Raw genomic sequence first — 25,675 nt, forward strand, 5'->3', positions numbered from 1 at the left:
ATGCTCTATCCTGAAGAGTGAGGCCAGGCGAACAAATCGACGAGCGGGCATGGCTAAAATGCCGAGCTACACGCGATTCACCTCAATTCGGTTGCTTGTCTGGTATCTGACTGCTGAACTCGTGATTGCCGATGCTGGATGGCAAAGCAGACTCGTCAGCAAATCAGCGGACAGACTGACGCATGCGGAAATGCCTACTACCAAAGCGACCATCCGCGCGGGGTACAATTCGGCACACACGAGAACGGAGCAGATGATGAGCGGCGGCCAGAGCAAGATTGAGTGGACGGAACGGACATGGAATCCGACAGTCGGCTGCACCAAGCTATCTCAAGGTTGCAAGAATTGTTACGCAGAAGGCATGTCACGCCGCTTACAAGCTATGGGTACGCCGGGGTATGAAAACGGCTTCAAGCTTACCCTGCTCGAGAATCGCCTTGATGAGCCTTTGCTTCGGAGCAAGCCGACTATCTATTTTGTGAACTCGATGTCCGACCTGTTCCATCAATCCGTCCCGGACAGCTACATCACGCAAGTGTTTGAGACAATTCGCGCGTGTCCTCAACACACGTTCCAGATTCTCACCAAACGCGCAGAACGATTGGCCTCGTATTGCGGACGACATGACATTCCGCTCAACGCATGGTTGGGCGTGTCAGTGGAAGACAAGCGATACGGTGTTCCGAGAATCGACCATCTGCGTAACGTTCAAGCCAGCATCCGCTTCCTCTCTGTGGAGCCGCTGCTCGAAGACCTTGGGCGGCTCAACCTACGCAATATCGACTGGGTCATCGTCGGAGGTGAGTCTGGTCCGAAAGCTCGCCCTATGAAAACTGCGTGGGTCGAGCGAGTGAAACAGCAGTGCGAGGCTCAAGGCGCCTTATTTTTCTTCAAGCAGTGGGGCGGCTGGGGTGCAGATGGAGTCCGGCGTTCGAAAAAAGCAAACGGGCGGCTGCTTGCTGGGCAAACGTGGGATGCCATGCCCGACCCTGCAGCACTAATCTGACCGAGTCTTCAGAAAATGATTATCTGACGCGAATGTTCAATCACATCCGTCAGTGCGTAGCTCTTCGATACGCGTCGGAGCCGGGAATCCTTGTTTGAAACGATGATGTTTCCAGCACTATGTAAGCGCCGCACCACCATCTGGAGGCGTGATTCGTCAGCCATGGTGTCCGAGATGTGCTGCTGAAAGAACTGTTGAAGGCTGATGGGCTGTGACGCTTCGGAGAGGCTACGACCTAACTGGTCAACCAGCTGGCTTACGCACTGCTCGCCTGCATCCGGCCCGAATACCAGTGGAGACTGGCGGCTGTAAATCTCGTCAGAACGAGGGTTATAGCCTAGCAAGAAAAGTCCTGGTTCTAGCTCGTGACCGAATTCACTCGAATGCTCCCAGTGTAGCTGCTTCATAACATCATGCGCCTTGTAACGGCGCGAGAGGTGCACAAGCCAGTAACTCCATGAGTTCGCCTGGCTTGGACGTACGAAAAACAGCGTCATGAACGGCGCACCGGTCGCCTTCTTGATGCCATGAGCCACGTGCCGCTGTAGCACAGTGCGCCAGTCTGTCTTCGACTTGATGTAGGGCAGTTGCTCCCAGGGCATGTACTCCTCGAGGCCAATTGCACGCAACGGCTTGCGGTTCTTCTCGAGCTGGCTCAAGTACGTGAACATGGAATCCACGTTGAAATTCAGGATGATTTCTGCGCCGGGCAATTCGGCCATGAGCCATCTCAACGTCTCCATCGAGACTGCCGTATAGCTGTACTGGTCGAGCAGGAATATCACCCGTCCACCGCCTTTGCGAGCTTTTACACGGTTGACGATGTCCGGTAGGGCATCGTTGAAAGCCTGCGCCTTGGTGCGCACCCGAGGAGAGTCGTCAATGTCGAATGCTCGCAACGATTTTTGGCCGGCAATATGCCAGTCAAGGTATCTGATGGTTTCCGAGTTCTTGTCGACAAAGAAGTACTCGGTATCGACAATTCGCGGTATCGTGTGCCTGTCCAGATTCAGTTCAATTCGCGCTCGCTGAACGGCTTTAAGCATCAGCAAAGGTGTGCCGTCGAGCAGTTCCTGTCCATCCTCGGAGAGGTATTGCCCACCTCCGCAAAATCCGTCAACAAGCGTAAGCGTGAGTTTTGGAATGTGCGCTGGAGCCATAACCGTCTTGATGTATCGGTAGACGTAACTCTCCACGATGGCGTGCTTTACCGCGCTATGCTGGTCCAGCACCGGTGGCTTGGTACCGACCATCCAGTGGTATTTATCTTCTATCTTGGTCATGGTCTGCGCGTGGGGTCAGGGGTTAAGCCGCCGCTCAGCAAAAGCAAGCAGCCTGATTGACTAGTTATAGGTTTCGCGTCCACCGAAAAAGGTCTCTACGCACGCGCCCCCTTTCCTGCATTCTTTTCCTGCAATGCTGCTGCCACTGAAGCGCTGATTACCTCGTCGATAGAGTCCACCCCCTCTATTGGTTTTGGGAGTGTCCATTCCCGATACTCAACGAGGCCGGGTAGCCGCTCAAGCGCCCCAATTGGCTCGATACCCATTGCGGTCAGACGCTCCACCAGTTCTTCAAATACTTCTTCCTTGCGTAGGCACCACGTCGATGCGAAACAGCGCCAAAACGTCCATCCGGCGCGCTCAAGAACACGCTGCCGATTCATGTCGCTCGCCCAACGCTCTGGCCCGTGAAAGGCATCGCCGTCGCATTCAACAGCGAGCCGGGTATCGTTCGCACCTTCGACAACCATGTCGAGCCGATATGACCCGCTCTTAACCTGTGGCAACACACGGTAGCCGCGCTGCACAAGCATCGAAAACACTTCGCGCTCGAAACCAGACTCACAAAGCTTGATGAGCCCTTCCTGGTCAATAGACTGTTCGATAGACGGCTTGTTGAAATGCGAGAGCAAAGATAGGCGTACATCCTTTTCCGAAAGCTGCTCGGTCGTCACCGACCGCACAAGGTACATGCGGTCCCGCGCGCGGCTCGCAGCAACGTTGAATCGCTGGTCGTATGCGTTTCCCGAAAGCGCGTGACAGCGCTCGGTGTCAACCACCATCGAGAGGAACATAATGTCCCGCTCGCTACCCTGAAAGGTCCGGGCATCTCCACAGTCAAACTCCCGATGGACAAGCTCGGTCGCTGAACACCGTTCCCGCACTAGCGAGTCAATGTATTTCGCTTGCTCCATTCCCAGCAAGGACAGCACTCCCAAGGTCCGCCCGGCATATGCCTCGTCGGACAGCAACGCGCTTATCTCGTCCGCAATCGCCTCTGCCTCGAGCTTGTTGCAATCCTTGCGGTCGCGCACACCGCCCGGTACGTAAATGTCCACGAGTGGTGGGTCAAGTCGCTCCGACGAACGAGGAATGCGAAGAGGCTGGATTCCACCTTTGTAGAATTGCGCGTTCGAGTATGAAATGATGGGCGGAACGCAACGGAAGTGCTCGCGCAACATGACCTGCTCGGCGGCAAACACGCGCGCTGCCAAGTCGTAGAGAGATTTCTCGGGCGTCATGTCCGCGCCGAAAGGTTGGTCGCTCAGGTATCGGTCGCGCAACTCGCCGATACGTGCGCTCGACAGGAACCCTCCGTCCGGTGACACCTGCTTGTCGTCACCGACGACAAGGATTTTTTTCGCGCGCACGATGGCAGGAAGTGCCCACAGGTCAGACTGGCTAGCCTCGTCCACAATCACAAGGTCAAATGCTCCGATATCTGCTGGCATGGACTCGGAAATCTTCGCGTGGCTCATAATCCAGCAAGGCACCGCGCCGGCCGCATCAAGCATCGATTGCTGAGCATCTCGACGGTAGCGCACGGCATTCGGACCGGTCCCCTGTCCAATACGACGGATGGCGGTCGCATAACCCGCAAGAGCCTGCAGGACCTTCGGGCTTGCATTCCGCTTGGTGGCTAACCATGCAGCTTTCCCCACCACGTCCCGATACATTTTGGCGAGACCAACTTCCAGGTGTGAGCGCCGCTCGTTCAGCGCTACAAGTTCCTTGCGAGCCTCAATTTTCTCGAGATGAGAGCGCATGCGGGCCCATGTCCACGCCTCTCGCCAACTCACCGGGACAGCGAAGTCCTCCGCGCCATTGGCAACCGGCACCTCAAGGACACGTCTAGCAAGCTTTTCGGCGCCAGCCTCAGCAAACCGCGTGGAAAACTCCAGCACTCGCCCAAGCACAGGGGCGAGCCCCGTGACACGACGCAGTTCGACGATAAGCTCGGTGTATTCAGCCGCTACACGTACTGCCTCTTCGAGCCCATTACCAAGCTTGGTGTCGACGAACGACTGAAGCGCCTGCGTGATGCTGCCTGTATTACCCGCGAGCTTTTCCTGCAGTTGGCTGAGCGCAATCGCTGCGTCCGCGAGTTCCGCGCGAGTCAGATGTTGCAAGATATGCCGACGTACTGCTTCGTAGTCGTCGCTCGAACCGCACACAAGGCTCGCAGGGGCTGTTGCGAACACCGACTCAGCTCTTTTCGGCAAAACGCCGTCATAGCGAGTCGCCACCTGATGCACGCTACGGGCGACACCAGTCACGAGTTCAAAGGCGCGCAATTGATTGACCCCGCCGGACAACTTGGGTAACTCAAGCAACTCGGCCACGGGGTTCCAGCGACTTGTGAATGAAACAATCTGCTCGTGTAAATTTACGTAGGTCTGGACATGCCCCCAATCTTCGGTAGAAGTTGGAGCGAGGCCGTTCACCTTTACCCTGGCGATATGGTCTTTGGCCTCTCCCACACCGAACGCAACAAAGCCAAACGGCTTTCCTGTTGCCGCCCCCCGAGTGACGGCCTCTGTCGTCTTCAGGTTGGATAGTCCTTCCTCAGGAAACTCAACTGGACGCTTGAGGAACGTCGCGCGGGCGTCCATCAGCCGCTGGGCGTCATCGAACAACGCTACAAGCGCCTCGACTTCAGTGGCGTACGAGGGCTGCGCGCATCTGCGGCGCAGCGTGTGCGGCCACTGTCCATCGACTTCCGCCAAGGCCTTGAGGTCCGATTGAGCAGTTCCCAAAAGTGACAGCAACTCTCGAGCTGCATGTAGCACTTCTGGCGTAATTGCTCGAAGCGGCAGGATATCGCCAGCAGCCGTGGCGGCGTCCAATGACTTGAGCTTACACAGACTGGTATGAAGCTGCCCGATGCTTGAGGCAATCGGCAATTCGTCGGCGGTCGGCACGCGCGCATTGACGTAAGCGAGGTCCTCGCCCAAGCTACGGCGGTCCTCACGCAATTGCACACCATCTTCCGTCGACAGCGGTGGCGCATGCTCCGGCGCCAGCGACAATTCATCGTCAAACCAGTTGTAACGCGATGCCCCGCCGACAACCAATTCCGCGAGCTCTTGTGCCCGCAGCGAGGAACCGTCAACCTTAATCTCAGAGAGCTGTGTCAGCGCAATCTCGTCGACTCTCCGGTCTATGTTGGTCAGCTCGGTGTGTGCTCGGTCGATTGCATGGTGCAGGCGGTCAATCTCTTCGCGAGTCTGCTCCGGATTGAGCTGCGACACCTGATGCTGGATGGCCTCAATTGACGCCTGAAACTGACGGATGCCGTCCCTGTCACCCGCGAGCAGTGCAACGGTCAGCGGTTGAACTTCTTCTGGAATCTTCGACTGCAGAACCTTCAGCGCGGGTTCACCTCGCGAAGTCACAAGGATGCGCTTCCCACTTGCCAGGTAATGGCAGATGATGTTTGCAATCGTGTGCGTCTTGCCGGTTCCCGGTGGCCCTTGAACAGTGACGCCTGCAGCGCGCTCAAGGCGTTGGACGATAGTGACCTGCTCCTGGTTGTATGGCAGTGGGAAATAAAGCTCCTGCGCCACACTTCCCGCGCCCAAGCCAGAACTGGTTCCCCGCCCAGATAGCCCTCTAAAGTTTACGGCTTCGTAGGAAATCGGGATGTCTGACGGAGGCGACACCAACGCGAGCGGCCCGGCGGGGATATCGCACCCTTCTTCGAGCTTGTGGCGGATGTTCTTCAGGTCGTCAACCAGAAAATTGTTCGACTTCGGCCGCGCAAATAAGACCCAGGCGTCAGTGACAACAAGATGTTCGCCAGCGGCTGGAGCGTCTTTGCCAGCACTTAGAACTTCGACGTAAGTACCACGGCTATCCAGATTTCGGGCCGCGAGCTTGAGGACATCAGCGTAGCTCGAGGTGCTGAATGGCGAGACAGGCGTGTCGCGGTGCCGCGCGATGTGCTCACGCATCGCTTTTTCACAGTCGGCTGCACCCAGTACGCCTATGCCGACAAAGGCGTCCATCTCGCAACGCGGGTCGGTCGCGCGCGGGCGAACCTCCAACGCCATCGAGTCGTCGTCGAGGGCGATTTCTAGCGGTTGGGTCAGCAGCGGATACTGGAAATCACATGGTTTGTCTTCGAAGGACAGCGTCCATGAGGCGATTCCCAGGCCCCAGACGAATTCGATTGGATTAGCGGTTTGTTCGGCCTGCAGCTGGTGCTTGAGCGCAAACAGGTCGCCGTAAAGTGCAATCGACCGGCGTCGAGGTTTCTCGACGGCCGCCCATTGCTGCCATTGACTGGTGTGAACAACTAGCGCCGTTTCAACACGCGCACGGAACTCATTTTCGACGTCGCCATGCAACGCGTCTTCCTTTCCAGCTTTTACCTCAAGGAGGACACGAGCAAACTCGAGTTCATCAATATGTGGAGCGGAACCAGTCGGGTCATCCGAGAAACGAATAAGGTGGACATATTCCGAAGCGACCGCCGGTGGATGAATTGCCTCCAGCCGGTCGACCTTGAGCCAGATGTGGTCACCGGGTTCAGTGACATCAAATACCACTCCCGGCAGAGCTGCCAAATCATTCTGAAAGAATCGTGGGGTTAAGGATTTGCCAACCACGAAGCTCCGTGGGTCTGCCTGCTTCAGCTGCTCCTCAATGTACTCGAACAGTCGGTGCAGAAGCTCTCGCGGCTTTGTCGACATCCCATTCCCCGTTATCGTCGGTGGCCTAACGACCGAAGGCTTGAGTTTATATGTGTTTAGCGACCGGCCGACAAAAGGAAACGCTGGATTCGGCAGACGTTGCACGCGAGGCGCATTACATGCCAATTGCATAGCGCTCCGCTCGCTCTGCCTTTCTTGACCAAAGCAGCTTCGATAAACTATGGCGGGCTGGCTACAATCGAAGCTATCGGTCGAATTAAGTCGGCTTCAGAGCCGCCGGCCGCCCGATGAGCCGTGCCAGCCGCGCGTGAGCTCGGCCGTCGCGTGGCCCGTAAGAGCCGTTCATTAACGGTCACTTACGGTCAAATAGCTTTGGGAAATGCACCGGGCTCAAACAGTGCCGTCGACGCACCCATCACAATAAAAGCAGAGTCAATCGTGAGCGAAAGCAAGAATATCGGAGCCGCCGTTCAGTGGGAGCACGGAATCATTCACCTCGTTTGGTGGCGTTTTGGCAAGGTGCGCAGACTAGTCTTCGGTTGGATTGAACTCATGCCAATCGGCGCGCCGTTGCCCCCCAATCATCCCTTCCTGCGTAAACGAATTTCTGGAGCAAACGAGAGCTTTGTCCACGTGGCCCGGTTTCCGATGAACGCGAATGCCGCCGTCGAGTGGTTTGACTCCGCGCAACGGGGCGCACTCGTGTTGCCCACGCATCCCCTGCTGCCCACGCCTGGCGATGGCGCTGAACTGCTTTGCGGCGATATGGATGCCGAACCCAAGGGCAGTGATTGGGCTGTAGCCGACCAACTTCCGTTTCTACCGCAAATTCACGGCCTCGCCGAAGTTCGCGGCCTGCACGGAAAGATGAACTTCGACGTTGAAGCCGACACGAATACCGACGACTTCGACCAATGGTTTAAAGACCATATGTTCTTTAGCCTTCGCGAGCATTCCGAGTTCCGAGGCAGTCTGCTTTGCGTACGATATGACCCGGTGGTGCGTTGGGTCGACAACAGACTGATGGACCTAAGTGCAATCGACGAGGCAGAACTTTACAGAGTAAGCACATGGCCATCCGCGTCGAGCGAAGGCCTCAAGATATCGGTCACGCAACGACGACCCTACGGCACCACCAAACCAATAGTGCGCGAAATCGCGAGACCAGGAACGCCAATCGAAATCCAATGGCGCGGGAAAATTGCTGAAACAGCATCCGAAATAGTCGACCGCGACGGCGTGGTGCGTTGGCGCAGTGGCTTTACCTCCTTTCTTCGCCAGATTGGCATTCAGGGGGCGTTTGCAGTCGGGACTGACGCAATAGAAGTTCGTGAAGATGGCAAAGTCATCGACAGCTTTTCGAAAAGCAAGTTAATAGGGCCTCGTGGTGCGGGTAATCTCGTCGGCGAGGCGCTACGAGCGGATAGCTTCCAGGTTGCGGCGTCAGTTTCCCGCTTCAAGCGAGAAGAGCGCGAACGCCTCGCTCAATATGCACCTACTTGGCTTGAAGACGAGAAGCATGCAGCGAATCTCGTTCGTGCAATTCTTGGCCAAGCCAGACAATCGGTATGGATATTTGACCCGTACTTTTCTGCACGAGGACTGTTACGGTTCGTCCTGTCCGTACAACCGGGTTCCCCCAAAGTCGAGGTGTTTACTTCAGCAAAGCACCTTCGCACAAAACTTAAGAGCGACCCTTCAAAGCGAGTCATGGATGGTGTCCAATCGGCAATGGCCGACTTAAAGGCACACAAGATTGATATCGAACTGCGCCTCCTACCAGGAGGTGCTCATCCGATTCACGATAGGTTCATCGTAGTCGATGAATCTCGTGCATGGATGTCAGGGAATTCACTTTCGGCAATCGGGCGTCGTGCCAGCGTTCTTCTCGAAGTCCCTCTCTGTGAAGACCTCATTGGCCGACTGACAGACGTACGCAAAAAATCCACTAGCTTCAACGACTGGCTCTCTCGGGGAGAAGGCGAGATAGAAGATGTCGACGCCGCCGACGATGATGGAGCTCCGCTGTAAGCGATGATGCGCCTCAAACCATCTACGGCCGACGTGCCCTCGACCTCCCCCATTGCGCCGCGAAAGCTGCCCCTACCAACTCTACGATGGCCTTCACATTGGTGGGAAAGCGGTACGCAGCCTGTGATGGACGCGAATGGTTTTCCGCACAAGCACGAGTTGGGACATCGAGGGTCCCCCGGGGGAGTCTTGGCTTCTGTAGAGTTCTACGCGGCACTTCGAAGTGCGCGGCAGCTCCTCATCATGGATAACCACTTTGATAGGGAGTTAGGAGTCGAGCCGATGCTCAGATTCCTTGATACAAAGACGCTAGCACTCGTGAAGATAATTTCCTGCAAAGTTTCAAAAACAGAGGGACACGCGATGCGAAGCGAGCTGTATGAGCGTCTCCGGAAATGCCTGCCTAACGATGTAATCCCGGACGTCCAGTGGCGCAATGACACACAGGTCGACATAGAGCTTCACGACCGATTCGCGATAGTTGACGATGAACTTTGGCATTTCGGCGCGACTGTGGGCGGTTGTCATCCGTCAATCAACGCCTTCTCTCGCGGCTGGAGTGCAACCGAAACACGCGCGGAAGCGTATTTCTTTCATCTTTGGGGTAACCAGTGACGCGTCGACGTAATGCATATCGAACCCAACGCGACAATGCCATTCACGCCGTCCGAGCGAACATCGACGTACCGGCAAATTGGATGGACGTAGTCTCGTGTTTTGCCGACTGGTTGACGTGGCTAAACGTGCATGGTTCAACACCCGACCGCTCCAATCAAATATTGCAAGCTCTCGAGTCTTCAGAGAACAGTTTTCGGACGTGGTCGTCGAAAGCGGGTCATGTAGTCACTGCCAGAGAAGAGGTACTTCTCGAGTTGATTGAAGATGGCCCGAGAAAGTTGCTGCGCGTCGAGGCTGCTTACCTGCTGGGATGGGCTGCTACCAGGTCATACATTCAACGCATCAACGAGAGTCGCGGTTTTGCGGCGCCATACGAACTCGTTCGGCTGATAGACAGTTTTGGTGTTGGATACGCAGGCATCGCGGACGCGCTGCTCGCACTATCTGATGCAGAGTGGCAACCACTGAGGCAGGAGGTGGAAGCGAGCCTGAGCGCAACGATGCCGGGCGTTCTCGAAGATATCCCGTCCCCCTTTCCTCCGTTTGACCATGCAAAGCAGCTCTGGGACGGAGCCATCGACGCTGAGCAAGCGATAAATCGGCGCATTCTGGAAGTGCCATTCCCTACCTTTTTGCCTCGCATCCTTGCAGATATGGGACGAAGGGACGTTCGTTTTCTGGCAAAAACGCTCGACTCGACGGCGGGCCCCTGGGTGAGTTGGCCATGCTTGGCGGAGATTCAAACCGACGGCTTAATAGAGTTACTGAGGCACGTCGATGACTGCTACCAAGACAATGGCACGTGGACAAAAAAATGGACAGGGCGTCTCATTCTAAATCACCTCGAACTCGACATGCGATTGGAGTGGGAGGAAAGTGACGAGTCCTCGAGCGAGGTAGATGCAGGTGCTCGTACGCAAGCAGTGAAAGACACAGTCACCGCAATCTGCAGAGTTCTCGAGGGACATGACGGCGGTCAAATCCTTCTTACGCGCTGGGCGGCGCACCTAGTCGTCGAGGCGACGAACGCAGAAGGCGCAGTTCGTCGCGGACAGCGGCGCGGAAACCCGGAGCAGTATTACTACGCTGCCTTGAATGGACTAATCGACAGCGTGAATGGCCAAGCTTGGGCTACTGTCGCGGCAATCCGCAGGAAGTTTCCGGCGAAAGACGTATCTTTGGGAACTGGGGTTGTGAATGCACCGGTTTGGATAGACTGGCTTGGGCGAGTCGACCATACCGTGCCTCTCGCCTGCGCTGTTGCGTTCCAACTTTTTGAAGGTGCCAGTCATGTGTACGACCCGGAACTTGCGCAGTGGCTGGCCGCTGTCATGGTAAGTCTGCGTGACGAGCCTTCCGTCCATTACCTTGCAGCAGAGAACGCCAATTTGCTCACGCGTCTAACAGGATGGCCGCTCTTTATCGACCCAAACCGCCGGGAGCAACTGCAAGAGATTTGGCAACAGCTAGCCCTCACCAGAGTTGAGGCGAGATTCCGACGCGACTACAACAGCGCTTCCGCGACAGAAGTCTGTGCCTCCGTGGCCAATATTGCAGTTGAGGCTATGTCATGGGGGGCAACGATGCTTCCCGTTGAGAGCGCGGTCGATAGCTACGCCGTAACCGTAGCAGGGGTGATTGACGAGCTTAGATACTTTGTTCCCAGCGTGGGGCGCAAATCATGGTCTATAAGCACGAGTCGCCTGGTGAGCGTCATGGCGGCCACAGGAAGGCTCAGTTCACAAGATGCTTTGCAGGGAATTTTGAGTCGCTACGTTGGGGACATTGACGCTCTGGCGCTGGCATCAGCCAGCGCCATCGCGAACGGTGTTGCGCCAGAGTTCGTTGCTGCCGCGATGTCGTTCGCCGGCGTGTCTCCGCAAAGTATGACTAGCGACTATTGTGCTTGGCAAATCCGCGCACAACACAACAGGAATCGAACCAGAGTAACTGAGATTCTTCAGGACGCGTACGACAGGGACGAATAAATGTCCAGGCAAAAAACGCAGCGGTACGAAGTCACACGGTGGCAGCATCCAACGGATTTTCGTGCGCAAGCGTCGCGCAATTAAACGGAGAAAAGAAGCGATTGTCGCGTGACGACGAGCACTTCTTCAACATTGTCGTCAATTCGATTCAGGCCGAGACGGCTACCTCGGGTCACAGCGTGGTAAGCAAATCCGTCGCGCTTGCGTGCAAGAGGATAATGTCGACCTCGCGATACGCATTGCCGTTACTGATAGTAAGCGGCTCAATCGATTTCGCCAGCGTCCGCGCCGCGTGAACGACTGTCGCGGGCCCATAGGGCTGCGCAAGATAGTTGCGCGTTTTTTTGCACGCCGTCTCACTCTTCGGCAGTTCGCTAAAGAACGCGAGCGTGCGCGTCACATGGATATCCGGCTTGACCACATCAAATCCCACGTCAACAAGTGCATGGAACACCGTCGTTTGTCCCCACCCAATACCAAGCGCACAGCAGAAGGGGGCGACCGCGCCGTACAATGCTTCAGCACTGGTGCAGTTCTCGAGATTGAGGTCGAATAGGTTGCCCGTGACACCGACTTCGTCGACCCGCTGGCGCAGCCAGAGCGCCGAACTCCTGATGGCGTGTAGCCGCGAAATCGATACGCTGGGCGCCCCCTCCCGTTTCAATCTGCTATGCAGCTCACCTACACGCTTTGCGTTGTACATGTAGCATGAGTTCGACCGCCATCCCTTCTTCGCGACCGGCACATATCGGATTTCCCACTCTGACGACAGAAACTCCTCCATCGAAGGAAATAGGCCATCGTCCCAAGCCTTCGTATATCGGGCGGCCAACGTGAGCTTGGTGTTCGAGAATAACGGCTTTGAGCCAAGCGCATTCCAAACGGCGTTCACGTCTCCGGGAGCCTTTGGCAGGGAGGATACTGCTCGTGCGAGTTCGTGCTGAACCTCCGGACACTCATTCAGAAGCCGGTCACGCAGCATTTTGTACGACTCCATTGTGAGCCTCTGCCCGCTCGGGGTTATCGCTGCAAGCTGCTTCCGACGCACATTCGAATTGCGGTTGGACATCAACGCTTCCTCATCTGCCAACAAAGATATCGAGTTCTCACGACTCCCGCAATTTGCCGAGAATTTTGCTTACGGACCTCGCGGGACAACCGTCAATATGAGTGACGGTGAGTGATTGAGGCAAGCGGAAAATAGCACCGACTTTAAAGTTTATGCTGGTTGTACCGTAAACATGTTGTGCAGTTATGTGGACCTACGGCGTGGAATGATTTATCGTGACTGACATTGAACATCCTGTAGCAGTCTATTTCGACGGACAAGGAAATCGAGTCCATGTGTGGGCATCGAGCCTACGAGACACCGAGCAACTGGCATTGGCGAAAGGCCGAGAACTCTACGACGCAAGCGAGCAAGTTCGGGTAGCCCCACGAGTGTCAAAGAATGGCGTGCCGCACTTCTATGAAATGACGTCGCGTGCTCGGAGCGTCTTTAGCGGCGAGGACGACCCAACACATAACAACCGCGTCAAGGACCTGCATGACAAGCTGCAAGCACTGGATAGCTGGGCGTTAGTATTAACAACAAAGGACAAAGCGACGGGAAACGTCGACCATGACGAAATCCTGAAATTCCCTCAGTATAGCTGGGGTACAGAGACGCACCGAATTCTGGATGAGAAGGCCATCGTCCGTCACGATATCTTTGGACAATCGCCCGACTTAGCCATGTCGATACGGCGGCCTTGGATAGCGATTGAGGTTGTTCACACGCACTTTCCGGAGGAAGAAGCATTTGCCGCATTTCTCGACATAAGTAAAAGGCTTCCGCTAATCGTTCTGTTTGAACACACCGCTCGCAGGAATGTATTCGTGAAAATCGATGACAAGAATGGTTTACTGCAAATTTCTCGATGGACGTACTACATCAAAGACGGATACGTGTGGCAGGGCCACGAAAAAACGAACGTCTCCACATCTGCGCGACTTCAAATTGAGCTCGTGGGGATGCTAAAGCGCTGGGACGACTATGGTAAGTCGAAACACGGCTCCACGAGCGCGAACTGAAGCCAATTTCGTCACAGTCACACTTTCCGTGCTGGATACTGCCGATACCGGTCGGCTTCCGGATGGCAGAATGCGTGCTGCCCACCTGCTTTGCCCACGACGCGCCGGAAGCATTTGCCGCTCAAGAGGAGGGGTCTTGTTCAATGGAACCATACATCGCTTCGGAGAGGGCGTTTCGACGCAACGCCTGAAAGAGATAGCCGTCTCTGACGACGACTATCGTGCAATCGATGCGAGCATGACGAAGAGCTCGAAGTTCGAACATGACGCAGCGATGCGTGTGGGAAGACTACTCCCCCGAGCAGTTGTAGCGCTGGCGGCACCTTTTATGGCAAAGTTCGGCAATCACATCAAGGGAGATAATAACAATGGCAACTTTAGAAGCAATCCAAAGCAAGATTGCAGCACTGCAAGCAAAAGCCGGCGAAATAGCATCGAAAGAATCGGTCAAGGTCATTGCTCGCATTCACGACATAATGCAGCAGCATGGACTCACAATCTCTGACATCGACGTACACCTTGCTGGCAAACGCCGAGGCCGACCACCGGCAAGCGATAAAGCAGCGACCTTTGCCGCCAAGAGCAAAGACAAGCTTCCACCCAAATACATTAATCGGAAAACCGGCGAGACATGGAGCGGTCACGCTCGTCCGCCTAGCTGGATTGCTGGCGTCAAGGACCGGACCAAGTTTCTGATTGATGGCAACGTCGCAAGCAAGAACGGAACAGGCGAGGCGACGGCAAAGACTGCACACAAAGGTGTACGTGGAGCTGCGGCCAAGACGAAGGGGAAAATGCCACCGAAGTACCGTGACCCCAAGACGGGCGCGACCTGGAGCGGTCATGCGCGGCCGCCGGCGTGGATTAAGGATGTTAAGGACCGTTCGCGATTCCTGATTGCAGGCTAGCGCCGAGTTTCGCAAGCCCGGCCAGAGCGAGACGAAAAAGACCCCGCACGCATGCGACGCGCGGGGCATGGACGAGAAGTGCTCTACCGCTCCATTCGGAGCACTTCACTCTATGTCATGATTGGCTGCTAGGAAAGGTTTGATATCAACGGCCCGGGGTGCTATTTGCCCCGGCACAAGCTTCGGTTGGCTGCTCATGAAGGCGAGAAACGATGCCGGCGACGCCTATGCGCGGCAGCGGTTCGCGGTTGATACCATTGGGAACCACCGGAGGACGTTTTTCCAAATATCACGTGCGCGGCAAGCGCGGTTGTCGCTCCCAAAACGGACCTGAAGGCGCGAGCTAAGCATTTGATTTCAAAGAATTGGCCGCGTAAAACCGAGAATTCGATTCTGGACGGCCATTTTGGAAACACGTAGCTCTCATCCAGGCGCAGCATAGGGCGCTTTGCTATGGCGACGCCGGTCGCTATGGTCGGCCCACGGTTCGATTGTCGATGTGGGAATATCTGATTGCTGCGAGCGCTCAACCATACATTAAGTCGACTGTGACAGAATAGATGCTGTTTTTCTCCGGACAGCTATGTTTGAGTGCAGTTTTGGTCCGTCTACAAGTCACGGTGCCTATTTTAGGTGCAGTTTACCGCAGCTCAATGGCGAGCAATTTTATCTGCCCCCGCTCTTCGTGGACTATTCGTGTGTAGTGCGTGCTATAGGTGTCTTGTACCTAGATAACCCTCATCCGAGTCCCCCCAAATTTCTGGAAGACGACTTACCGAGAGTTTCATATGTTGCGCATCAGGATAGTGCTTCAGCAAAGACCTGGCGTATCTCCGCAGCGTCTCCTCATCGCGCCGGTTGTCAGCGTATGCCAGTTCAGTCAGCAGGTTGCGAGCACGCAAAACAGCCATACTTCTTTCATAGGGAATTGTCATCTCAGACCTCATCTTCCGACAAGACGTTCACCTTCCGAATTAAGTTCCGAGAGGAAGGTATCGACGTCTCGATAAGTACTTCAGAATTAGAACTCTTTGCGGGTTAGCGACGCAAACGCTTCCCTAGCGCAGCCAGTATCGCGACCATCAGCGCACGGACAGTTACGTCACAGTATCTGTCCGCACTTGAAGTCTGCTCTTGCTCGCGCGCAGGTAGTCCCCGAAAGACTCTGAACTTTCGGCGCAACCAGGCACGACGCGCTGCACGTGCGAAAGCCTTCTCAGCCTGTTGCGGTGCATCGGCTATGAACTCGAATTCGTGGCCATCGATATATCCCGAAAGCAAATGACCAGAAGGTCTTTGGGTTATTGACGCGACATACCCCCATGCAAAAACTTCGGTCATTTTTTCCTCCTTCCTCGAGCGCGCCCTTAATCGACGCGTCATTTGCTCTGGTCACGGTAGCGTTTCGCGACGGAGCCGGACCACGGCTGCCGGGAATGAGCTGCTCGGTTACCTCTCTCCATGGTCGTCCTCCGCCAAGAGCTTTGACTACTTGATTCCACAAGTTACTTGCATCCTTGTCGTACCCGGCCGGGCCAACAAGTACATATCGACGGCCCTCTTTGTACGGGCACGTCGTGCATCGGCGTCGAACTCGACAATTTCTGTACTGACGCGACCATCCCGGTTTGCCACGCACCACCCGACAAGATATCGTCCGCCTCCTTCAATTTCGCGAATCGACCAGCGCTTAAGAAACGCTATCTCGGGGCCTTCGCCCGGTGGTGGACAAAACGAGATTGACATGCCACAGCCTCCGTGAGTAGTCGCAAGCGCGTTGCATGTGACGGACTCGCGATACCGATAGACAGTTTGAAAACACGTCCCACACCCGGTCCGTGTTCGCGCGTGAAAACGCCTGCGCTCTCGCCTTCGTCCTCTTTACGCCAATCACAATTCACGAACGTGCGGCTTCACATTCGTACTGCGTTGTCAGCGACATAGCTCCGGTAACTTCTCCTGAAGTCGCCTTACCACTGCCTCGTTGCCAAGCACCTCTCTCTCATTGCCCAGCTACGACGCAGATTTTCCAATCTACGCCCCCTTGCCGAGCAGCGATTGCAGTGCAACTTGAAATTTCTCATCCTGAGCTGCGTAGAGTGCGGCGGCATATTGCCGGGCGCGTACAAGATGTCGACTGCTCGACATCGCGTCAAGCATTTCCGCTGACGTCACGCGGCGAAGAGCAAGGTAGCCAATCTCCTGAAGTCGCGAAACAAGCACGGATTGCGCAGCAGCGTCGAAGCCGGTCGAGCCTTCGACGTTGATGCGTTTCGAACCGGTGATTTCGCTAAATTCGAAATCTGACGATGCGACGACTAAATATGGCTCAGGACGCGTAGACATGAAATCGAGAACTGCCTGCTCCTTCGTGTCGCTCAGTACATTCAGTCCATTGACGATGCGACGCCCGAGCGTTGAACAAGTCGCACGCACGGTTTCGATGTCGTACAAAAGCGGCCAATCATTGCCCACTACTAGCACAGCGCCGGGAAAGCGCTCCAGTGCTGCCGCCAACGCCGACATGTCCGCGTCCAGCGAACGCGTGGAGTTGGGAGCACCGTCGCGCGCGGTTATCGATTGATTGTGCTGCAGGTCGCCTGGCACACTGCTCATGCAAAAAAAGACGTAGACCATAGTGCGTTCAGTAGACGGTCGTCAATGACGGCGCAGGTCGCGGCAGGTGGGCGCGTTCTGCCACTGTCTGAGTTGGTCGTTAAGGAAAACGAGGTGGTTGAACACATATTCAACATCACTGTTGTATCCCGTCGGGTTGACCGACTTGTAAATTCGGCCACTTTCCGCGCGTCCGCTACGCGCATTGACGCCGAGTTCAACTATCACTGAACCGATGCGAACATCGCGCGTTTTTCGAGCTATGTTCATGCGCGTGCACTGAGCGGGCGCTATCTTCATTGCGGCCATCTTGGTAATTTCTGACATAGGCATTCGCACACCACGCGATTGGCTGCCCGTCAACATTGCTCACGTCTCTGTTTTCGTCGCACGGGCAGCCCTATCCCGTATTTTGCGGCGCTGTCGTTCGTACAGTTCGTCTCGCAGGGCTTGCTTGAATCGTCGTCCGAGTTCGATTGACGACATTGTCATGAAGGCGACGTAACCGCGCGGCGTTATAGCACTGGGACCAGGTCGCAGGGCTTCGTCGATTGCAGCAATGAGCGCCCGCTCAAGATTGTCGAGTTTTCCGGCTGCCCGGTGCTTGTTGGTCCGCATCCCGACCCTCCAATTTTTACTGCGCCACGGCGAATCGATAGAGTGGCGCCGGTCCCTGTTGCTTAAGAAAAGTACTGATGCAGTCGGCGCCGCAGCAGTTCAACGACCGCGCGGTCTCCTAGCCCACATTCAGACTGACAATGGACGAGGCGCTCGCGGCAGGTCTCAAATCCATCTCGCCGGTCGTCGACCGCTAGCCAACGGTCCAGCGAATGACGCCGCACGTAGTCAAGTACCTGCGCTCCGCGCGATAACATCGGCCAAAGGAATTCGTCAAACTCACAACCTTGGTACGTCGCTGCGGTTGCTCTTTTGCGCAATAATGAGTCTGGCAGCATGGCCAATGTTGGCTCGACGCCGAACCGGTACGCCCAGTCAGACGAAAGGACCACATCGATATCTGGGTAAGAACTCAATAGCTCATCGAGCACAGGCAGATATTCAAACAGTTTGATGCTACTAGGTGCACCACTAACGATGCGTTTTCCCGCGACATAGGAGTTGCCTCTGTGTAATACGCCGTCAATGTCGACGAACAACACTTTACGCGTCACAGCGCCACCATTCCCCATGCGTTTGTGCGTCCCCTGGCTGAAAACAGGCGCCCACCCACGATTTCTCGTGCACGCCACAGCGTGGTCGCCAGCTCAAATAGTTCTGTCATTCGATTCGCGTCCTACTCAGCATTTCGGCAAGCCGATGCTGAAATTTGGAGTCGCTAGCCGCTCGTAGCGTCCCAGCGTATTGCTCAACGCGCCGCAGCAATTGAGGCCCGACAGATGCCCGTAGCAATTCGTCTCTTGATACCGGCCTTTTAGCGTCGTCACCGAGTGAATTCAAGAGACTAAGCAGCCTTGCGGCGGCCTGCTTGTCGAAACCATTCCTTGGACTCACGTCAACGCGTCTGGCCTCGGTCATTTTGCTGAATTCGAAATCCGTCGAGCTGACCACTATGCACGGGTCCGGCCGGGTGGCCATAAAAGCATGGACCGCCTCTTCTTTCGTATCACCGAGCAGTCGCGCGGCATTGACTATACGGCGCCCGAAAGGCGCACATTCTTGCCTCAAGACATCAAGGTCGTAGAAGAACGGCCAGTCGTTGGCAACAACGACGAGCACGCCGGGGAACGGCTCGATTGTCTGGGCGAACAAATGTGTATCGAGCTCCAGCGAGCGCGTAGCTTCCGGCTCATCCTCGCGGGTAGTTATCGACGGATGCCGACCTAGGCCGTCCAATACCCCGCTGACACAAAAAAAGACCAATACCATGTATGCCTCATACGGCAGGAAATGACCGACTCATGCTGAAGTTTTCAATTCCGTGGCTGGAAGGTCGCGCCGAGAACACGAACTTATCAATGGCGCACGCCCGCACCTCGGCGCATTACGCCGATGCAATTGAAATCAAACCGCAGGGAGGGTTGCGATGAAGGCACCCGGTCCTTCCGCCCATGGTCAATTGTAGCTTTTTATGCGTGCTTGTTTAAAGCGTACATATGATGACTGGTAGAATAATTTTCGCCTGCAAGTAATGCTGTGCGGCTATGCCGAAGCTCCACGAAGCGGTCGCCAGCGGGCTGTCCGAACGACTCAAGACAATTCGAAAACGTGCCGGCCTCTCACAAGACGAGCTCGCCGCGAGGGCATCATTGGCTCGTCCAAATCTGGCGAGCGTCGAACAAGGGAGGCGGGCAAACCTGCGACTAGTGACCCTTTCGCGGTTAGCGGAGGTACTAGGGGTCGACGTGCTCGATTTTTTTTGTGACCGGCCGGTTGACGAACAGCGGCCGACGGGCGAAGACGCCACAGTCCGTCTGATAACGAACATCAAGCGCTTGCGCGGCCAGCAGGGGCTCAGTCAGGAAGCCCTCTCGGTCAAGTCACAACGATTCCGCACGTACGTGGGTCGGTTGGAGAACGAGGCCGCGAGCCCGATGGCCGTTGATGTGCAGGACCTCGCTGATGCGCTCGGCGTTTCCATCCCGGCCCTCTTTGAGGCTAACACGACGGGAAACGAGTCGAGATAACGCCGCTTTCGGGCCCAAGGATGCCGTGGGCCGATAATTCAGTAGGTTTTCCGCCCGACAGAGTTTACCCCTTCGCCGCCGCAAAGAAGTCTTCAGCCTTACATGGCAGGCTAGAACTGAAGACTTTTTTGTAACGCCACAGCTGGGAAACACGGCAGCCTCAAGGTGCCGAGGCCGCCGCATGAAAACCCTATTCCAAGAATGAAGATTTTATTTAAAGAATGAGGACTTTATTCCAAGTCCACAATTCAGGCAATCAGATCGCCTTGGTGAAGGGCGCGCCCGAGCGCTCGCGCAACTCGTTGAATACAATCTTCGGCCACGCCTTCTGAGCAACCTCGATTTCAGAAATGTGCGATGCGAGATAGGTCGGCGCATTCGACGCATCCATCGCAATGCGGGCTGAATAAGCGTCCAGAAACCGGCGCAGTTCACCGGCATCGTCACATGTGATCCAGCGCGACATCTTGTAGCGCGCGGACATCATCCGCACGTCAACCTTGTATTCCGTCGAAAGCCGGTGTGCAACCACTTCAAACTGAAGCTGACCGACCGCGCCGAGAATCATCAACCCGCCGACGACAGGCTTGAACACCTGAATCGCACCCTCTTCGCCGAGTTGCTTCAATGCTTCGCCGAGTTGTTTGGCTCGCATCGGGTCGACGACTTCGACGGTCTGGAAGATTTCCGGCGCGAAGAACGGCAACCCGACGAACTGCAGGTCTTCGCCTTCGGTCAACGTATCGCCAAGACTGAGCGTACCGTGGTTCGGAATACCGATGATGTCGCCCGCGTAGGCCTCACTCACCGTCTCCCGTCGTTGCGACAGAAATGTCACCACGTTGTTGGCGCGAAACGTCTTGTTCGAACGCGTGACCTTCAACGCCATCCCACGTTCGAAGCGCCCCGAGCAGACACGGATAAATGCGACGCGGTCGCGGTGCGCGAGGTCCATGTTTGCTTGCACCTTGAACACGACACCGGTGAACTTCGGTTCGTCGGGTTGGACGGGGCGCTGTACGGTCATGCGCATCGATGGCGGCGGAGCAAGATCGACAAGCGCGTCGAGAATTTCTTTCACGCCGAAGTTGTTGATCGCCGAACCGAACAGCACGGGCGATTGTTGGCCCGCCAGAAATTCGTCGCGATCGAAGGTCGGCGTCGCGCCGGTGATCAACTCCACTTCGTCTTTGGCTTTCGTCCATGCGTAGCCGAAGCGGCGCTCGCCATCATCGTGGCCGATTGCCTGTAGCGTTTCGACAGCGCCGCCGAGCGTATCCTGGCCCGCACGGAATACCCGGACCTGATCGCGCTGAATATCGTATACGCCCTGGAAGTCCTTGCCCATGCCGATCGGCCAGGTGAACGGCACGGCCGCGACGCCTAGATGCCGCTCGATTTCGTCGAGCAGGTCGAGCGGTTCGCGGACTTCGCGGTCGAGCTTGTTGATGAACGTGACGATCGGCGTCTTGCGGCTGCGACAGACTTCAAGCAGCTTCAGCGTTTGCGCTTCGACGCCGTTCGCGCCGTCGATCACCATCACCGCGGCATCGACCGCCGTCAGCACGCGATAGGTGTCTTCCGAAAAGTCTTCGTGGCCCGGCGTGTCGAGCAGGTTGATGACCGCGTCGCCGTACTCGAACTGCATCACCGAGCTTGCGACCGAAATGCCGCGCTGCTTTTCGATCTCCATCCAGTCGGAGGTGGCGTAGCGGTTGCTTTTGCGGCCTTTCACCGTGCCGGCGATCTGAATGGCGCCGGAGAAAAGCAGCAGCTTTTCGGTGAGCGTGGTTTTGCCCGCGTCAGGGTGAGAAATGACCGCGAAGGTGCGGCGGCGGCGGAGTTCGGAGATTGACATGGGTGCAATTGTGACAAATACGATCTGAGCGCCAACAACCCGATAGCATCTCCTCCGGGAGGGGGCTGATGTCGACTCTGGAAAAACGCAGACACGAATCATACACGCCGCGCTCCCTCTCGGCGGACGCTTAACGCACTTGCAGGCAGATCGAGCCGTTCAGCACATCAAGCTTGCGCAACGTTTTCCGCTCAGTTGTAACTCAGAACGAATGTTGCGACCGCTCGTATCGTACCTGGCACCACGGTCGCATCTGTCTGCACATAACGCCCCTGAAGTGCGAGGGCCGTGGCTCCCGACCGCGATCCCAGCGAAATCCTGTTCGTGATCGGCGTATTGCTATTCGAATAGGAGTATGGGGCCGGACCGAGTGGCAAGGGTTGCGCATTGTACAAAACCTGCACGCCGATGCCTTTGGCTGTCGACGTTGAAACCGAAGTCAGCGTCACACTTTGATTCGTCGGCATGTTGGAATCGGTTAGCGTGATAGCGGGATTCGCGTTGTCTTCGCAATCCAGACCAATGCTGAAAGAGGTCACCCCAGTCGTCGTGCCAACACCTTTGAAATCCGATGCCGATACGGCAGGCAACGTTACATCGACATTGGGGTTCGATACTGAACAACTCGGCACCTTTGTCGGGGTCAGCGTGTAGCCAAAGTTCAGTCTGCTGGCCGAATCGGAGCCGTTTGCGTATTCCTGATTCTGTACATGAACCATGGCAGGGAATGAGAAGGAGCCCGAGGTGGCGTCGGCTGTCTTAACCGGTTCGAAACTGCCGGCCAATATGTTCGCGCCGGTCTTTGCTCGACCAAAATCGAATGTGTCATTCGATTTTATATTGCTGATGGCGGTAAGCGCTTGCCCAGAAGAATTGCGTAACCGAAAACCTATGCCGGCCCCCATTCCTGCGATTGTATACACATCGGAAAATCCCGGCACCAGCGAATAAGATGACGAAGACGCACTAACGAACCAGTCCCCGTTCGGGTCTATCGAACACGTTATCGGAATTGAGATGCGGCTCGCGCACCGGGGCCGCCAGCCAATACGGCAATCACACATAACCTAAGCAAGCACATGAAAATATTTTGCATTTCGATATCCGCCATGCAGGCGTCGCTACATTCCAGATAAATCACATCCAACCAAAAGGGAAGACGCGCATTGTTCAGGCTTAATTCGCCTCGGACATGCGTTCATTCGCCTGCGTTGAACTCACCCCCATACAATGCCCCTGCACCGACAGATAAGCCGCATCCGTCTTGCCACTCGGCTTCGGCAGCACATAGTCGACCCGGCATTGCTCCGCCGCCCCCTCACCCCACTTCACCGTCAGCGAACCCTGGTCCTCCAGTCCGCGCGCAAAAATCCGGCTATCCTGCGCGACCACGCCGACATTCCGCCCACTCTGATCGACCACTTCCGCACCGAACGGCAGCGCGTCGCCACCGAGCCGCGGCGCCTGAATCAGCGCCGCACGCCCCGTCACCGTCTTGTACTTCAACATCACCACGGATCCGGCACGCGGCACCGCATGTTCGGACGTCGATTCGAATTCAACGTCAGTTGACGTGCCCTTCGTGTCGATATCGACGGTGTTCATCCCATACGGCGTCAGATACGGCACGACGGCGTAACCGTTATGGTTCACCTTCACGCCTTGCGCGCTCGTCACCTGAGCACCTTCCGCGCCCTTCGCTTCCACGATGCCAAACGTATCTCCGACCGTCTGCGAGAACGTCACGCCACCCGGATGTGCAACGATCGAGCCGCTCACGCCCGCCGACACCTGCGACGAATTGGACCCGGCACTCGCCGACGCCGTCACCTGAGCATACGGCGCACGATAGACGCCACTCACGCCTGCATTGCCGTTACCCGATCCACCGTTCTGCCCATACGTGCCGTACGCGTTATATGAGTACTGATTGTTCTCGCCCAACGTACCGCTCACGTTCGCCTGCAGATTCGACGAATCGCCGGTCTTCGACAGGTTGGTCGTCAACAACGGTGCGTGCTGCTTGTGGCCGAGCGGAATCGTCGTGCTCAGCATGATCTCGTTCGACATCGTGCCGTCCGAATTGCGCGTGCGTCCGGCGGTGATGCTGTATGTGCCGTACTTGTAGCTGTTCGAGTATCCGAACTGGAAAAACGTGTCGCTGCCGCTGCGATTCCAGTAGTGCTGCGTCGATGCCGTGAAGAACACGCTGCCGTGCTGCTTCAGATTCTGGTTGACCGTCACCTGGACGCGGCCGCGCTCACGGTCCACCGAGTTCAGATCGCCACCATGCAGCGCTGCATCGCGCAGCGTCGCCGCATCCGAGAAGCCCAGATAGCCGGCCGTCGAATAACGATAGGCCGCGACCGTAATGCTCGTGTCGGTCGGATCGATGAACTTGCTATAGCCGATCCGCAGGCTCGCACCATGCATCGCATTCTGTCCGGGCACCTGCGTCTGAGCCGCGGTTACATCGGCGGAAAATGCGCCATATTTTGTATTGAATGCCGCGCCAGCGTTCACTGCAAGGTATCCGTTCGATACGATGCCGCCGCCGTATGCGGTCAACAAGTTCGTCAATCCGCGCTGCAACGTGAATTGCGCAAAGTTTGGCTTCGTTTGCAACGAGTCATCGCGCAACTGCCCCGCGGTGAATGCGAAGCGCGTCGTGCCCGGACGCAGCGATTGCGCCACCGATGCATACGGCACCGTAAAGCTCTTTGTGCGGCCGTCGGCCTCGGTCACCGTCACGTCGAGATTACCGCCGTAGCCGGTCGCATAAAGGTCGTTGATCTCGAACGGGCCTGGCGACACTGTGGTTTCGTAGATTACCTGACCGTTCTGGCGCACCGTCACGCGAGCGTTAGTCTCCGCCGTGCCTCGCACAACCGGCGCATAGCCGCGCAGCGATTCGGGCAACATGCGATCGTCCGTGGCGATCTGCGCACCGCGAAACGAGACGCTGTCGAACACATCGCCGGTCGTGTAGGCGTCACCGACGGTAACCTGCGAGCGTAGTTTGGTGACATCGTGCTGGACATACGTCGCGACGTTGTCGAACGTCGTCCGCTGACCTGTGGTCGCAGTTATCGATGATTGGTGACGAAAGTGCCATGCGCCGATATTCACGCCGGCATTCAGGCCCAGATACTCCTGCGACGAATGCACGCCTGCGTTGTCGCTACGGTACGCGTTCGCGTTGTAGCTCAGGAAGCCTGCATTGACGCCTTGCTCCCACATCTCGGGCGGGACGTAGCCGCGCGCTGAATTGCGCATGTACTTCTGCGGCACGGTCAATTTGATCTTTTGCTCCGAGAAGTCGAACTCGATGGTTGCATCTGGGACTACCGCAGCGAGGTCGACGCATTCCTCCGCGCTCACTGCCAATGCTCCATCTGCATCACTGCGCGCGCCCGTATCCGCCGCTGCCTTCGCGAAGTCGACGCCGAATCCTTGTAGCGTCTTGCGGCTAAAGCAGGGACGCGCGCTTTCACCCTTTGCGGACGCAACGAAACGGACGTCATCGTGTGCAACACGCGTGTCGTTTATCCAGACGTCCACCGAGTAGACGCCCGGCGAAACCGGGTTGCTACGCGCAAAGCGCGTTACATCGACCGTTTGCGTCGAATCCGTACGCAGGAATGTTGAATCAAAAGTGACCGCGCCATTAGTACCGGCCGTATCGGAATTTTGCGTGTCCGCCGCATGGGCACTACCTATTACCATGAAGGCAGACCATACCAGTGCCGTAATTGGCTTTAAACCGAATGATTTGATTTCGACACTAAAGTGATCGTGAAACTTTATTGGGTGAAGATTCTTCATCATTTAATGGACTTCGACTAGGCAGGCGTTATCTCGAAAAGTTCAAAACGATGTTATTAATTCGAGACCACGAAGTACCTAAGACGAGTCCTATTTTTGAGATGAAGATTTAGGGCAAACGCTGCCTCACGCGTGCCACCGCGGCAGCACACGCGTTACGCGAGGCGGA

The 25,675-nt window shown here is 56.3% G+C and carries 18 protein-coding genes; 7 read left to right on the forward strand and 11 right to left on the reverse strand.

The window, feature by feature from the left end; genetic code table 11:
• The first annotated feature begins 49 nt into the window (after positions 1 to 49).
• On the forward strand, positions 50 to 1,006 hold the full coding sequence (locus HV796_RS12735; protein WP_246355838.1) for a DUF5131 family protein: 957 nt from the start codon (positions 50 to 52) through the stop codon (positions 1,004 to 1,006).
• Positions 1,007 to 1,014: 8 nt separating this feature from the next.
• Here HV796_RS12735 and HV796_RS12740 read toward each other — a convergent pair whose 3' ends face one another.
• Both HV796_RS12740 and HV796_RS12745 read right to left on the reverse strand, forming a co-directional pair.
• On the reverse strand, positions 1,015 to 2,289 hold the full coding sequence (locus tag HV796_RS12740; RefSeq protein ID WP_175226844.1) for a three-Cys-motif partner protein TcmP: 1,275 nt from the start codon (positions 2,287 to 2,289) through the stop codon (positions 1,015 to 1,017).
• A gap of 95 nt (positions 2,290 to 2,384) precedes the next feature.
• Positions 2,385 to 6,983, reverse strand: coding sequence for an AAA domain-containing protein (locus HV796_RS12745; protein WP_175226845.1), 4,599 nt, complete (start codon positions 6,981 to 6,983; stop codon positions 2,385 to 2,387).
• Positions 6,984 to 7,382: 399 nt separating this feature from the next.
• Here HV796_RS12745 and HV796_RS12750 point away from each other — a divergent pair, with 399 nt between their 5' ends.
• Complete coding sequence (locus tag HV796_RS12750) at positions 7,383 to 8,975, forward strand: VPA1262 family N-terminal domain-containing protein (RefSeq protein ID WP_175226846.1); 1,593 nt, start codon at positions 7,383 to 7,385, stop codon at positions 8,973 to 8,975.
• A 698-nt stretch (positions 8,976 to 9,673) separates the two neighbouring features.
• On the forward strand, positions 9,674 to 11,581 hold the full coding sequence (locus HV796_RS12755; RefSeq protein ID WP_175226847.1) for a hypothetical protein: 1,908 nt from the start codon (positions 9,674 to 9,676) through the stop codon (positions 11,579 to 11,581).
• 172 nt (positions 11,582 to 11,753) lie between these two features.
• On the opposite strand, the gene HV796_RS12760 is transcribed toward HV796_RS12755, so the two are convergent.
• The gene (locus tag HV796_RS12760; RefSeq protein WP_175226848.1) at positions 11,754 to 12,650 is read right to left on the reverse strand and encodes a hypothetical protein; all 897 of its coding nucleotides are present in this window, start codon (positions 12,648 to 12,650) and stop codon (positions 11,754 to 11,756) included.
• 215 nt (positions 12,651 to 12,865) lie between these two features.
• On the opposite strand from HV796_RS12760, the gene HV796_RS12765 reads away from it, so the two are divergent.
• Together HV796_RS12765 and HV796_RS12770 are read left to right on the forward strand one after the other, a co-directional pair.
• Positions 12,866 to 13,654, forward strand: a complete 789-nt coding sequence (locus HV796_RS12765; protein WP_175226849.1) for a hypothetical protein — start codon at positions 12,866 to 12,868, stop codon at positions 13,652 to 13,654.
• 368 nt (positions 13,655 to 14,022) lie between these two features.
• The gene (locus HV796_RS12770) at positions 14,023 to 14,562 is read left to right on the forward strand and encodes an H-NS histone family protein (protein ID WP_175226850.1); all 540 of its coding nucleotides are present in this window, start codon (positions 14,023 to 14,025) and stop codon (positions 14,560 to 14,562) included.
• A 710-nt stretch (positions 14,563 to 15,272) separates the two neighbouring features.
• Here the strand turns inward: HV796_RS12770 and HV796_RS45815 are convergent.
• The 5 genes from HV796_RS45815 to HV796_RS12795 all read right to left on the reverse strand — a co-directional run bounded on the left by HV796_RS45815 (position 15,273) and on the right by HV796_RS12795 (position 19,065).
• Positions 15,273 to 15,509, reverse strand: a complete 237-nt coding sequence (locus tag HV796_RS45815; protein WP_377756560.1) for a BPSL0761 family protein — start codon at positions 15,507 to 15,509, stop codon at positions 15,273 to 15,275.
• 1,087 nt (positions 15,510 to 16,596) lie between these two features.
• Positions 16,597 to 17,199, reverse strand: coding sequence for a hypothetical protein (locus HV796_RS12775; RefSeq protein ID WP_175226851.1), 603 nt, complete (start codon positions 17,197 to 17,199; stop codon positions 16,597 to 16,599).
• Positions 17,200 to 17,220: 21 nt separating this feature from the next.
• Positions 17,221 to 17,505, reverse strand: coding sequence for a hypothetical protein (locus HV796_RS12780; RefSeq protein ID WP_175226852.1), 285 nt, complete (start codon positions 17,503 to 17,505; stop codon positions 17,221 to 17,223).
• 353 nt (positions 17,506 to 17,858) lie between these two features.
• Entirely contained in the window at positions 17,859 to 18,350 is a 492-nt protein-coding gene (locus HV796_RS12790; protein WP_246355839.1) for an HAD domain-containing protein, read from the reverse strand.
• A 106-nt stretch (positions 18,351 to 18,456) separates the two neighbouring features.
• A complete protein-coding gene (locus tag HV796_RS12795) occupies positions 18,457 to 19,065 on the reverse strand; it encodes a hypothetical protein (protein WP_175226855.1) in 609 nt (202 codons plus the stop codon).
• Positions 19,066 to 19,097: 32 nt separating this feature from the next.
• Between HV796_RS12795 and HV796_RS45390 the strand changes: the two genes are divergently transcribed.
• Both HV796_RS45390 and HV796_RS12800 read left to right on the forward strand, forming a co-directional pair.
• Positions 19,098 to 19,226, forward strand: coding sequence for a hypothetical protein (locus HV796_RS45390; RefSeq protein ID WP_281369772.1), 129 nt, complete (start codon positions 19,098 to 19,100; stop codon positions 19,224 to 19,226).
• Positions 19,227 to 19,340: 114 nt separating this feature from the next.
• The gene (locus HV796_RS12800) at positions 19,341 to 19,823 is read left to right on the forward strand and encodes a helix-turn-helix domain-containing protein (protein WP_175226856.1); all 483 of its coding nucleotides are present in this window, start codon (positions 19,341 to 19,343) and stop codon (positions 19,821 to 19,823) included.
• A gap of 256 nt (positions 19,824 to 20,079) precedes the next feature.
• Here HV796_RS12800 and HV796_RS12805 read toward each other — a convergent pair whose 3' ends face one another.
• From HV796_RS12805 to HV796_RS12815, 3 genes are all read right to left on the reverse strand, one after another.
• Positions 20,080 to 21,681: a peptide chain release factor 3 gene (locus HV796_RS12805; RefSeq protein ID WP_175226857.1), complete on the reverse strand. Its 1,602-nt coding sequence runs from the start codon at positions 21,679 to 21,681 to the stop codon at positions 20,080 to 20,082.
• Positions 21,682 to 21,872: 191 nt separating this feature from the next.
• Complete coding sequence (locus tag HV796_RS12810; RefSeq protein WP_175226858.1) at positions 21,873 to 22,604, reverse strand: fimbrial protein; 732 nt, start codon at positions 22,602 to 22,604, stop codon at positions 21,873 to 21,875.
• A 253-nt stretch (positions 22,605 to 22,857) separates the two neighbouring features.
• Positions 22,858 to 25,407 (reverse strand): fimbria/pilus outer membrane usher protein, encoded by a 2,550-nt coding sequence (locus HV796_RS12815; RefSeq protein WP_246355840.1) that lies wholly within the window; start codon positions 25,405 to 25,407, stop codon positions 22,858 to 22,860.
• Positions 25,408 to 25,675 lie beyond the last annotated feature (268 nt).

Source organism: Paraburkholderia humisilvae (assembly GCF_902859855.1).
GTDB classification, from domain to species: domain Bacteria; phylum Pseudomonadota; class Gammaproteobacteria; order Burkholderiales; family Burkholderiaceae; genus Paraburkholderia; species Paraburkholderia humisilvae.